This is a genomic window from Rugamonas sp. (assembly GCF_025354735.1).
Taxonomy (GTDB): Bacteria; Pseudomonadota; Gammaproteobacteria; order Burkholderiales; family Burkholderiaceae_D; genus Rugamonas.
This window is the reverse complement of sequence record NZ_JANXMI010000230.1, coordinates 58,106-70,400: the sequence shown is the minus strand read 5'-3', so window position 1 is coordinate 70,400 and position 12,295 is coordinate 58,106. Positions and strand designations below refer to the sequence as shown.

Sequence of the window (12,295 nt, the reverse complement as noted above, 5' to 3'; positions counted from 1 at the left end):
CCGCATTACACCAGATCAATTCAACTAGATCAATTCGACAGCAACACGCTGCATGTCGTCATTCACATCAATATAGCGCTGGGTGGTTGCAATGTTCTGGTGTCCAGCCAGCGCCATCAGCACGCGAACACCCACGCCTTTACTTGCCAGATTCGTGATGAAAGTTCGACGACCTGAATGGCTGCTAGCGCCATCGATTCCAGCTTCCTTGTATAGGAAATGGAAGTGCTGGCATAACGTATTGGCACTGAACGCCAACCGCTTCTGCGTGAAGAACAACGGCATGTCTGGCTGCACGCGCTTTAAGGTAGCAAGGTAGGCCGACAGTTCTTTTTGAAGACGCTCATTTATGAACACCGTTCGCGCCCGGCTGCCTTTTGTCTGTTCCGGCAACAGTCGAACTTCCGGCCTAACACGGCCATCGTCCGACAGCACGTCCTTGACCAGAAGTGCAGCAACCTCGCCTACGCGCATACCTGCCAAGTGGGTCATCAATAGCATTGCTCGATTTCGTGCAGCGTGCCGTTTAATTGCAATGAAAGCAAGGATGCGCTTAAGTTCTTTTTCTGTGAGTGTTTTTGCCTGTGCCATATCGAAAACAAAAGGATTTAATGCGTCTAAGGATGCAACCTTTTGTTTTAGAAATCAACCGAATAATGACTTTATAGAAAAACCTTTATTTTCAATCGACTAGCGGAAAATCTAAGGATTTCGCTATTTCCTTTGCTTTAACATTATGTGCATATTATGCTAAAAAAACAATATTCCACTTGTCATGTCATAGTTCGTTGAAGCGACATCGTGGCCGTCAAAGGTGTTACAATTTCAATTAAGAACTTTTTAAGTTAATGACTACTTGCTGGGATCGGTAAATTTTACATACGCGCAGCAGCTTCTTGAAAGTACAGTTATGCATATAGTCATTGTTGCAAAAAAGACACTTGAAATCTACGCCAGTCGATTAAAAGATCTTGTATCAAAACACCCGAACCATTCCGCTGTATTTTGGACGGAGCAGTTTTACCAAGACAATGAGCCAACACTCACAGGCAAGCAGTCCGTTATCATACTCGGTGCTAACGAAATTTCTAAAATTTATGACCATCGTCTAGTCGAGAGTTTCAATACATACGGCACCTGTTGTGCTTACGAAGGCACTAAGGCCGTTCTTAAAATTGCTCCGATAGAAATGGTGTCCGTCGACGAGCTCAACGCATTGGAGTTTGCCGTAGATATCCTTCTTGGTAAAAAATCTGGCCCGATGGGACGCAATCATTCGCTCCCCCACTTTACAACAGGCGCTCGCGCTACGGACAAACGACTCATTCCATGGACATCGAACAAAGAGCGCAAACGTAAGGAACAATACGTTAAGCTACAGCATGAATACCTATGTCTTCGCTTCGTACACTATGAACTCGATGTATTCGTTAGTGGTGCGGAGATATAGTGACCGAGGTCTTTCGTCGCGACTACCGTGCAGCTATAGAGTATTACGGATCTAAGTACGCCGGTGAACAAAGCGAAGCATATGCTGTAAGCGTTCAAGAGGCTATCGAAGACCTAGTTATTGGAATGCGCTTGCTAGCCAATAACGAAAAGTCAGTCGACTACGCTAAGGGCGACGTAGCTGAAGCTTGGCATAAGGGAAGCTTTAGGGTTGATGCGGCGCGGCGCAGTCTGGATCTGTCCGCCACGACACCGCGTGACCAATCGCCGCACGACGTTACCGTCTGTGGATCTACCGTTGAACATGCCCAGCTTAAATATTACGGCAACGCGCGGGAGACCACTACGGCCATCAGCGCTCCAAACTATTCCGAGTTAGATCAGAAGGTAGTGCCCGCAGATCAACTGGAGGATGTACGACGCCACTCGGAGCGTTTAGCAGAGTATCACTCCGCCAACCGACCAGAACTAGCAAAAGCCTATAGACATACCGCCGAAACCGTTTCAGACTCTGTAAGTCTGGATGGTTCGAACTCTCTACCGTTAGAAGAAGCAGACTCAAAGATACTAGTAGAGCAGCTACGCGCAGACGGAGAGATTGACCGCACTTCTTTCGGTGTAACGTTAGAAGAAATTATCGAATGGCAAGACATCCTACGTGAGTCGACCAAAGCGGGGGCACGTGCAGCGCTGATTACAGCAGCGCTAAATGCAGCGCCGTACTTAATCGACATCGCCGAAAAGGCGTGGAAGCGTGGCGAATTGACTGCAGATGATTTCGATCAGTTGCGCCACGAAACGCTGACCACGTTACTCCGCTCTGGTTTAGCGGCGAGTCTGTCGGCGGCTATCGTCACAACGGCACGGGCCGGGCTAATGGGAGTCGGGCTGAAACAGCTTAGCTCGAACAGCGTTGCCGCCGCTGTAAGCCTAGCACTAACAGTTTTTACGACCTCCATCCGCGCCACACGAGGCGAGATTAGTTGGCAAGTAGCCACTGGTAAAATTATTGAAGATGCAATTATAATGGCTTCGGGAATCGGGTGTTCAATGGCAGCACAGTCCTTAATTCCGCTCCCACAGGTAGCCGTAATCTTCGGCAACATTATCGGCACTGTCGTGGCACGAATGATGATCGATCACACAAAGAATACGGTGCTCGGTCTGACCGTGAACAGTGGCTGGACAATATTCGGGCTGGTTGAACAGGACTATAAGGTACCTTCGCGTGTGCTCCAAGAATGCGGGCTAGAAGTGCTATCTCCACGTACCTTCCCGTTACGTCAGATCGATCTGAAGCTAATAGAACTGCGTGCCTTTAGGCCGAGTCAAATCGGCATCACATTTCTGCGGCGCGGTGTCGTATGCTTCGGCCGTGTTGGCTACTTGTCAGATGCAAATGTCATCTTAACGAGATCTCATTCGTCCAACAAAGAATAAATGTAACATCAACTTATACCTCACATTTTTATTGATTTTTTACCAACATAAGCGCACCATCCTTTACGTGAACAACTACTAAGGATGGCAAAAATGTCCCTGCTGAACAGCTTGAAAATCGTTACCGCAAAACGCCCTGCGCCTGTATCGCCAATCGCACGTCGTCGTGACATGCTGATCGCCAAACTGATCGAACAAGTCGCTTACGCCCAAGCCCAGCAAGACGGCAGCGTGTATGCGCCAACGCGCATCCGCACCGTCACCGATAAAGAATCGGGCGAAAGCAAGCGCATTGAAATGCCGAAGCGCGTAAAGCCGTGGTGGTTCACTGACGACAGCGGCAAACTGTGTCTGGTCGTCAAGTATGGCACTAAGCCGCTGGAACTGGCGAAGGGTAAGGTGGCTATCGAGCTGACCGCGCAAGCTGACCTGATCCCGACGCTGGAAACGCTGAAAGCTGCGGTTTCGGCTGGTGAGCTGGACGCACAGATCGAAGTGATGAGCGGCACTCTGCGCAAAGGCTTCGCTAAGAAGTGATCGACCGGCCATCAACTGACCGAAACTGCTGCTGTGTTCTTACATTTGCAGCAGTTGGTCAGTGTAGTACAGCAGTGTAGTACTCGACCATAAGAGCCAGTGTTTATGCGGTGTCCGTGCCAAATCCGCATTCTTCGGGACGCAGAGGCCGGAGGTTCGAATCCTCTCACCCCGACCAAAAGCCCGGCAAAAGCCGGACCGCGTTGCAAGGCCGGGTTTAAGCCGCCTTGGCGTTGGCGCCCAAGAACGGATAATCGGTATAACCGGCTTCCTGGCCGCCGTAGAAGGTGTCGCGGTTGTACGCCGCAAGCTGTGCCTTCGCGCGTATCCGCGCCGGCAAGTCCGGGTTGGAGATGAAGTGGCGGCCGAAGGCGACCAGATCGGCGTCGCCCGCTTCGATGATCTGCGCTGCGGACTCCGGCGTGAAACCGCCGGCCGCGATAATCAAACCCTTGTAATGCTTGCGGATCAGCTGCGCGGCGACCGGGATTTTCTGATCCTTGCTTTCATTGGTCTCGTTGCCAAAGACGCGCGGTTCGATCAGGTGCAGATACGCCAGGTTCAGCTTGTCGAGCTGCTGGGCGACGTGGGTGAACAGCGCTTGCGGATCGCTGTCGGCCATGCCGCCGAATTCGCCGCTCGGCGAGATGCGCACGCCGACGCGGTCCATGCCGATCACCGACGCCGCCGCCTCGACCGCCTCGAGCAGGAAACGGCTGCGGTTCTCCAGGCTGCCGCCATACGCATCGCTACGCTTGTTGCTGCCGTCCTGCAGGAATTGATCGAGCAGGTAGCCGTTGGCGGAATGGACTTCAACGCCGTCGAAACCGGCGGCGACGGCGCGCTCGGTCGCCTTGCGATACGCTACTATCAGCGCTTCGATTTCACCGGTCTCCAAGGCGCGGGCCGGCGTCGATGGAATCCAGCCGTCCTTGGTGAATGCCACACCTTCATACGGCACGGCCGACGGTGCCACGGGTGCGCCGCCATCGGGCTGATGGTCGGAGTGCGACACGCGGCCCACATGCCACAGCTGCGCGAAGATCAGGCCGCCTTTGGCATGCACGGCTGCGGTGATTTTTTTCCAGCCGGCGATCTGACCATCGTCGCTGATACCGGGCACGCCCAGATAGCCGTTGCCGCCTTCGGCCATATAGACGCCTTCGGTCACCAGCAGTCCGCCCTCGGACGCACGCTGGCTGTAATATTCGACCGCCAGATCGGTCGGCATACCGCCGACGTCGGAGCGCAGACGGCTCAGCGGCGCCATGACAATACGGTGCTGCATCGTAAATGGACCAACTTTAATGGGAGTAAAAAGCGCTGACATAAAATGCCTCTTCAAGAAAAATACGGGGTTATAAAAGGTTCGATACGCAGCCGGAGCGGCGTAGGCAAGCGGTCGTCTACCGGCTCAAATATTCGGGCGACGGTCGCCCAGGCCACCGCTGCGCTCCAGCAGGGCGCCCAGACGCAGGATGGTCGCCTCGTCGAGCCAGCGCGACACCAGCTGGATATTGATCGGCAGTTGCTCGGAGCTGAAGGCATACGGCACCGACAACGCCGGCAGACCCGTCATGTTGAACGGCGAGGTTGCCTTCATCACGCTGTAAGCCGACACCGGCACGCCATTGACCATGACCTCGTCCTGCGCATGGCGCGGCGCCGTGAATGGATTGACCGGGCACAGCAGCACGTCGTACTTCTGGAAGTAGCCGGCGAAGGCCGACTTCAGTTCCTCGACCTTGGCTTCGGCGTCGACGTAATCGAGCAACGATGGCAGCGGCGTCGATACCAGGCCCGACAGCACAGCGTGCAGTTGATCTTCCCGGCCCTTGGCATGCTTTTGCGCGAACGGGATCATCTCGCCGTACCACAGCGTGAAGAACGGCGTCAGCCAGTCCTTTTCCATGAATGGCAGGCTGACCTCCTCGACGTCGCAACCGAGCTCGCGCAGACGCATCGCCGCCGCCGTGACGGCGTTGGTGATTTCCGCGTCGACCGGGCCGAAAGCCTGGTCCGAAACCCAGCCGACGCGGATCGGACGGCCGGCGTAGCGCGGGTCGGCCGGCTGCGCGTCCTTGGCGTAGACCGCGTAGGGATCGATACCGTCGGCGCCGGTCAAAATGTGGTAGCCGAGGGCGACGTCGCCGACGGTGCGGGCCATAGGACCGACATGCCAGTATTTGCTCATCGCCGTCGGGAAGTGGCCGGTGTAGGGAACGCGGCCATGCGTGGCCTTCAGCGCGGCGATGCCGTTGAACGCGGCCGGGCCGCGCACCGAGATGGCGACATCGCTGCCGATGCCGATCGGCGACAGGCCGGCGGCGATCATCGCGCCCTCGCCGCCGGTCGAGCCGCCGGCCGTGCGGTCGAGGTTCCACGGATTGTTGGTACGGCCCGTGACCAGGTTATCGCTCTCGGTCCAGGAGGCGAATTCCGGGATGTTGGTTTTCGCCAGCGCGATGCCGCCGACCGCCTTGAAGCGCGCCACCGCCGTCGCGTCCTGCTTGGGGATGTGGCCGAGGAACAGGCGCGAGCCGCGCTGCGTCGGCACGCCGGCCGTGTCGAGCGTGTCCTTGATCGTGAACGGCACGCCGTGCAAGGGGCCCAGTTCGGCACCGTTGGCCACCACCTTATCGGCGGCATCGGCGCCCTTGAGGGCGGATTCCGCCATCAGGGTGACGACGGCGTTGATCTTCGGATTGACCGCGACTATGCGGTCCAGGTGCGACTGCACCACTTCGCGCGACGACAACTGCTTGGTGCGGATCAGGCGGGCCAGTTCGGTGGCGTCTTTGTAGTAGATAGCGTTGTCATTATTCGAGCTCATTTTTTCTTCCTCGGGAGTGTGGGGGATTAAAGTCATTCGGAAACCGTGAGGCGAGTCTAGGCCCCGGCGCACGCTGAAACAACGCGCAACGGTGGAATCACTTTCTCTGTTTAGAGATAGTCGGAAGAGGAATGGACGGGGACGCGGAGGTGTGGGCGGGGAGCCGTAGCGCGCTCCTGGCGCTCCCGGCGGCTCGCGGCCGGATGAGCGATGGGGCGCAGTGCAACGTTGCGGTCAGAGACGGGGAACGGGCCTATTCGGCTTGCGGTCCAGATCGCCGAACGTTTCGATCAGCCAATCGATGAACAAGCGCAAACGCTGACTAAGGTGACGATTCTGCGGGAACACCACGTGATAAGGATAGGCCGCCGGCCGCCAGGACTCCAGAATAGGCAGCAGCTGCCCGGACGCCAGATAGGGGCGTACCTTGAATTCAAAACTGTGAATAATACCCACGCCCGCCAGGCCGGCGGCCAGATGGGCATTGCCTTCGTTGACGGTCAGGAATGCGTTCGGTACGACCTCGACGAGCGCCGCCCCTTCGCCGAAAGTAGCCGGCACCAGGCGTCCCGTTCGGGCGGAAACGAAACCGACCAAACGATGGTGCGACGCGATATCGAGGGGACTCTGCGGTGTACCGTACCGTTCCAGATACCCGGGTGAGGCGCAAGTCATGAACGCCGCGCCGCCCACCGGTTTGGCGACGAGCGTGTCATCGTACAGCGGGCCGCCGCGGATGGCGCAGTCGACGTTTTCTATCATCATCGACGTCGTACGGTCGCCCACGCTCAGGTCTATCTCGATATCGGGATAACGTTCGTGGAAACCCGGCAAGGCCGGTATCAGCAAACTGCTCGCCAGCGAGGCACTGGTGTCGACCCGGATCTTACCCATCGGGCGGGCGTGATTGGTGCCGAAGGAACTGTTGACCTCGTCGAGCTGCCGAACCAGGTGCACCGTGCTGTCGTAGTAAGCCTCGCCGTCGACAGTAACGGTCACGTTGCGGGTCGTACGCTGAAGTAATTTAATGCCCAGTTGCGCTTCCAGGCCATGCACCAATTTACTGGCCGTCGCCAAGGGTATATCGAGCGTATCGGCCGCTTTCGTAAAGCTCCCGGTCTCGACAACGCGGGCGAAGATACGTATTGCATGCAGACTATCCAAAATAACTCCTTAGCTTTTTTTGAATAATACATGGCTAGAGAGACAACAGCCCGCCAAGCAATACGATACATATTATTTATATCGTTTATATGATTTCTTTCGCCAGCGTCATAAAAGCATAAGAAGCTCCGGCGATCTTAAAAATCAAGGCCGATGAAAACCGCCAGATCGCGGCCGAAAAGGTTGCCCCGGCTTTTTATTTTGATTGCATTTTCAGAAAGCTACCAGACACCGCCGCTCCCCCTGCCGCGCCTGTCGCTGTAATAATTTGCGTCCCTAACAGCATTCCGCCGCCGCCGCTGGCCAGACTTCCGCCGCCTATCGCCGCCAAGCCAGCTGAACTTGCAGCTGCGCCACTCAAGGTGCCGCCCGCCACGCCGAGACCTGCGGCACTCGCAGCTGCGCCGATCGCCGGTGCCGCCGCTAAAGCAACGCCTCCGGTAGCGACTGCGGCGGCTGCAAAGAAGGCGGACTTTCCCGGGTTTTCCTTGACGGTATCAATGGCAGAGTCCAGTCCGCCACCGACCACGTCAATGGTCCCCGTCACCGCTCTATCGATGCCACGACCTACGGACTCGATGCTATCGACAAGAGATTCGTACCAGCCCATATCACACCTCCTTGTAGTGAAGCGGCAACAGCCAAAGTGCGCCGTATAAAATTCCCTTGGGAAACTTTATGGATTGTCGCACAGTAAAATTTTACTGCAAGCCCAAATTGAAAATTTGTGCGGTTGCTGTGCGGGGCGGTGGCACGGGGGCGGCTCTCAGCCTAGCGCCAAGGTAACTCGACGTTCCTGTTCAGGCCTGCGGAGCGCGGACCAACTTCACGATCATCAGCACATGGGACAACATGAGCAGGGGCACGAACACGGTCGGGATGAACCACGTGGCGCCCAGTGCGGCCGGCTCGATGCCCACGCCTATCGTGCCCTGATAGAAGGCGAACAACAGGTCGCCGAATCCCCACACGTTGAACACCCACAGGGCGGGACGCGCGTAGCGGCTGCCGGTGGCGAACAGGGCGAGCCATGCCAGGCCCATGGAAATCAGGTCGCCGTAGGCGGCCGGCATGGCGAACTCGGGTGTGAGATGGAGGCCAGCCACGCCGGGGATGATGAATGCCAGGCCCATGAAGCGGAACAGGTGCAGATGCAGCAGCGGACGCACTGCCGCTTCGAGCGCGAGGGTGCGCATGCGCGGCCAGACATAATTCATGATGACGGCGCCCCAAGCGAGCAAGCCGAAGGTCACGCTCGCTGCGAAGGGAATCAGGGTGGCAAGGTCTCGTTCGGTTTGCATGTGAGGCTCCAGTAACTTGTAATCAATTGATGATGTAATATTAATTTTCGGAATTATTGAACTCCAGGGAGGCCATCAGCGCCAGCTTTTAGAGTTCGACATTTAACTATAATTAGATTACACATAAACTCTAACTACCGCAAGCTTTTTAACCCGGTACCTGCGCGCCGCCGCGACCATCGCTCTTTATTGCCCCCAGCGGGTCCGGAAAAATCCCGTCAAGCTGATCGTCGCCGCGACCACGATGCTGGCGGCGACCAGGACGAAGGCCGTCGTCAGGCTGGCGTAGCCCTGGATCACCAACACCATCGCGAGCAGGGCGAACGCAAAGCGCACCACGCTGGCCGTCATGGGCCAGGCTATGCGTTGGGCGCCCTGCCCGGCAAAATAGAGTTCGAAAATCACCGCGGTGACGGCGTAGAACGGCGCCACGATATGCAGGTATTGCGCACCGACGGCCAGTACCGTGGCGTCGCTGGTGAACAAGCCCAGCCACAGCTGGGGGAACATCGATACGACCAGGCCGATGACCCCGACCACGGCGGCGACAAACACGACGTTGACGATCGCGATGCGGCGCGCCCGGGCCACATCGCCCGCGCCGAGACTGGTTCCCACCAGCGTGATGGCGGCGGTGCCGAAGCCGAACATCACCGGCACCAGCAGCATGTCGAGCCGCGAGGCGATGCCGTAGCCGGCGATCGCGGCGACGCCAACGGCGCCGGCCGCCGCCGTCAAGGCGGTGATCGACAAGGCGGCCATGATGGCGTTGATCGCCGACATGAGGCCGATGCCGAGGATGGCGCTGAAGTGCGCGCGCCGCAGCGGATACAGGCGCAGCCGCAAGGTCGACGCGCCCGAGCGCATGTAGCGCACCACGATGGCCAAAGCGCCGATATTGCACAGGACCTGGGCCAAGCCGGCGCCCGCGATCCCCATGCGCGGCGCGCCCAGCCAGCCCATGATGAGCACCGGCGACAGCACCAGGCCGGCGGCCACGCCGCCGAGCATGACCAGGGCCGGTATTTTCACGTTGCCGGCGCCGCGCAAGGCCGCTTGCAGCAGCATCAGGGTCCAGAACGGAATCGCGCCGGCAAACAGGATGGTCGAGTACAGCACGGCCTGGTCCAGCGAGCGGCCGCTGCCGCCGAGGCCGCGATACAGGGCCGGGCCGCCGAGCAGCATCGCCACGGTGAACAAGCCGCCGGCGACGACGCCGATGACGACCGTGTGCCAGGCCAGACTTTCCGCCTCTTGCTGCCGGCCGGCACCGCGCGCCCGCGCGATGGCCGACGATACGCCGCCGCCGATGCCGCCGTTGGACACCATCGACATCAGCATCATGACGGGGACCACCAGCGAGGCGCCGGCGATGGCTTCCATGCCGAGGCCGCTCACGAAATAGGTTTCGGCCACGCTGAGCACCGTGGTCATGAAAAGGACGATGACCGTCGGCAGCGCGAGGCGGATCAGCGTCGATAGCACTGGTCCGTGCAAAAGGTGGTTAAAGGGTACGGCGTCCTCGTCCCGGGAAGTTTCCCGGCCTTGGATGGATACGATTTTTGGCATGATTTTTTGTGATGGTGAAAGTGAAAAAAAGGGGCGGCGCTGGCCGCCCGAATGGGCTATCTGGATTCGGACCGGGGATGGCTGGCCACCCGGCCGGAGGAGCTGGCTAGAGCACGGCCTAACCACGTCATAACTAGCGCCTGACTGCCGCCCGACTAGCGCTGGCAGGCCACCGGACGCCACTCGTAGCCGTCGACCGGCTTGGCGCTTCCCTCGGCAAGCCAGTGCGCGCGGTAACGGGCCAGGCAGGGTCCGAAAGCGTCGGACGGCGGAATCAGCGTGACGTCGCCCTCGACCACCGAGGCGCGGAACTCGGCGACCGCCTGCGCGCCGAGTTCGCGCGCCAGCATGCTTTCCCAGGCCGCGTCGTTCAGCTGCAAGCCCTTTTGCCGGGCCTGGAACAGCGGCAACAGCAGCGCTTCCAGGCCCCTGGCGCCTTGCGACTTGTCGCGGACCTGGGCGTCCAGCATGGCGAAATACAACATGCCGCGACCGTAAGGCGCGCGCCGCACGTTTTCGCTGCCCGACGCGCTGATGCGCGACAGCGGCCAGTTGCGGCCATCGCTTTCGTAATAAGTGTGCGTCGAGCTGTTGATGCTGGCCGCGCAATAAGCTGGCTCCTCTATGCCCGCGCGACACGGCAGGACCGCCGACAGATAAGTCGTCAGCCCTTCGGAAAACCATGGCGCGGCGCTGTCGAATTGCCCCACCCACTGATGCGTCATCTCGTGAAAGATCACGGTGTGCAGATAGTCGAGGTCTTGATTTTTGGAATAGCGCTCGCCGAGCGTAATCAGGCTGCCCCCGCCGTCGTGCCGCGCCGTCCCGGTGGCGAAGGACGGTCCGTCGAGCGTGCGCATGAACAGCCGGTACGGCGGCGCCCCCAGATATTGCAAGGACTCGGCCAGATAGGCGTAGGAGCGGTTGGCCCAGTCCAGCATGGCGGCCGCGTCGAAGGGCGGCTGGCCCAGCACATAGGCGTTGAAGGACGGCGAGCGGACGGAGCGGTATGGCGCGGCCGGTCCGGCCAGCATCCACAGTTCCAGCATTTCCTGCGGCGGCCCGGCGACGACGGTCTCGCCTTCGCCGGCGGTGATGACGCCGACCGATCCGGCCGCCAGGTCCGACAAGTCCCAGCGCATCAGCGTCGACGTGCTCGCCGCATTCTCGGGCAGCACGAGAAAGCCGCGACCGCTGCCCGCCACGCCGCCGCCGGCCGCCTTCATGCCGAAGGGCGGCCCGCCCTGCTCATCGACCGCCTGGGTGGCGATGCGGTAGCGGATCAGGACCGGGCCGGACACTTGCCGCGCGGCCTGCCAGTGCCGATAAGCGCCGTCCGGCCGGCCCGATGGCGCGTCGTCGCTGGCCAGCATGGCCACGGCGCCGGCCGCGTCGCTCACTTCCAGCCGCTCCACCCTGGCGGCGATGGCTTTCACGCCGAACGTCGAGAGCGCGGCGCGCAGGCGCAAAGGTAGTCCGTCGCGCGGCAGCGCGGCAGGCTGCAACGCTTCCCGCACGTCGAGGGCGCCGACCTTGCCGTCGGCGCCGAGCAGCGGCTTGACGGTCAGCGCGTACTCGGCCGGCGCGGCGGCGTTCGCCGGGAGCGCCTGCACCATGGCGGCCAGCGACAGCGCGGCCAGGCCGATGAACGGTCGCATGCTCACTTGCCCGGCCATACTTCCGTGCATCCCCGCACCGAACTGGGGCTGCGCTCGGCCCACATCAGCGCCTCTTCCAGCGTGCCGACGTCGATGACGACATAGCCGCCGGGAATATGCGCGGCATCCGGGGCGACGGCGTGGCGCACCACGCGCCGCCCTTCGCGGACGCTGACGGCGCTGGCGTTGCCGGCGTCGAACTGCTTGCCGCTGCGCAGGACGCCGGCGGTCGCCATGGCGCCCATGTACTCCCCCCATGCACGCGAGATTTCCGGTCCCTGGACCGGGTCGGCGTACGCCAGACCGATGTCGGCCGGTTGTTGAAAAGTCAGAACAAATTCCAT

12 protein-coding genes are annotated in these 12,295 nt (G+C 59.7%); 3 read left to right on the top strand and 9 right to left on the bottom strand.

Features of this window, described 5'->3' with window-relative positions; translation table 11 throughout:
- Window positions 1–24 precede the first annotated feature (24 nt).
- Window positions 25–591: a site-specific integrase gene (locus Q0S71_RS18810; protein ID WP_295999283.1), complete on the bottom strand. Its 567-nt coding sequence runs from the start codon at window positions 589–591 to the stop codon at window positions 25–27.
- 319 nt (window positions 592–910) lie between these two features.
- Here Q0S71_RS18810 and Q0S71_RS18805 point away from each other — a divergent pair, with 319 nt between their 5' ends.
- The 3 genes from Q0S71_RS18805 (at window position 911) to Q0S71_RS18795 (ending at window position 3,426) form a co-directional block, all read left to right on the top strand.
- Window positions 911–1,450, top strand: coding sequence for a hypothetical protein (locus Q0S71_RS18805; protein WP_295999282.1), 540 nt, complete (start codon window positions 911–913; stop codon window positions 1,448–1,450).
- Entirely contained in the window at window positions 1,450–2,889 is a 1,440-nt protein-coding gene (locus Q0S71_RS18800; protein WP_295999279.1) for a hypothetical protein, read from the top strand. Before Q0S71_RS18805 ends, Q0S71_RS18800 begins: the two co-directional genes overlap by 1 nt.
- 93 nt (window positions 2,890–2,982) lie before the next feature.
- Window positions 2,983–3,426: a DUF6641 family protein gene (locus Q0S71_RS18795; protein WP_295999277.1), complete on the top strand. Its 444-nt coding sequence runs from the start codon at window positions 2,983–2,985 to the stop codon at window positions 3,424–3,426.
- Window positions 3,427–3,643: 217 nt separating this feature from the next.
- Here Q0S71_RS18795 and Q0S71_RS18790 read toward each other — a convergent pair whose 3' ends face one another.
- From Q0S71_RS18790 to Q0S71_RS18755, 8 genes are all read right to left on the bottom strand, one after another.
- Entirely contained in the window at window positions 3,644–4,756 is a 1,113-nt protein-coding gene (locus tag Q0S71_RS18790; RefSeq protein ID WP_295999276.1) for an alkene reductase, read from the bottom strand.
- 84 nt (window positions 4,757–4,840) lie between these two features.
- Window positions 4,841–6,259: an amidase gene (locus Q0S71_RS18785; protein WP_295999273.1), complete on the bottom strand. Its 1,419-nt coding sequence runs from the start codon at window positions 6,257–6,259 to the stop codon at window positions 4,841–4,843.
- Between the two features lie 234 nt (window positions 6,260–6,493).
- The gene (locus Q0S71_RS18780; RefSeq protein ID WP_295999270.1) at window positions 6,494–7,423 is read right to left on the bottom strand and encodes a LysR family transcriptional regulator; all 930 of its coding nucleotides are present in this window, start codon (window positions 7,421–7,423) and stop codon (window positions 6,494–6,496) included.
- 196 nt (window positions 7,424–7,619) lie between these two features.
- Window positions 7,620–8,033: a hypothetical protein gene (locus tag Q0S71_RS18775; RefSeq protein ID WP_295999267.1), complete on the bottom strand. Its 414-nt coding sequence runs from the start codon at window positions 8,031–8,033 to the stop codon at window positions 7,620–7,622.
- A gap of 190 nt (window positions 8,034–8,223) precedes the next feature.
- On the bottom strand, window positions 8,224–8,724 hold the full coding sequence (locus tag Q0S71_RS18770) for a hypothetical protein (protein WP_295999260.1): 501 nt from the start codon (window positions 8,722–8,724) through the stop codon (window positions 8,224–8,226).
- Between the two features lie 186 nt (window positions 8,725–8,910).
- Window positions 8,911–10,209, bottom strand: a complete 1,299-nt coding sequence (locus Q0S71_RS18765; protein WP_295999257.1) for an MATE family efflux transporter — start codon at window positions 10,207–10,209, stop codon at window positions 8,911–8,913.
- Window positions 10,210–10,448: 239 nt separating this feature from the next.
- Entirely contained in the window at window positions 10,449–11,951 is a 1,503-nt protein-coding gene (locus Q0S71_RS18760; protein WP_295999285.1) for a hypothetical protein, read from the bottom strand.
- 2 nt (window positions 11,952–11,953) lie between these two features.
- Window positions 11,954–12,295, bottom strand: a complete 342-nt coding sequence (locus tag Q0S71_RS18755; RefSeq protein ID WP_295999250.1) for a YciI family protein — start codon at window positions 12,293–12,295, stop codon at window positions 11,954–11,956.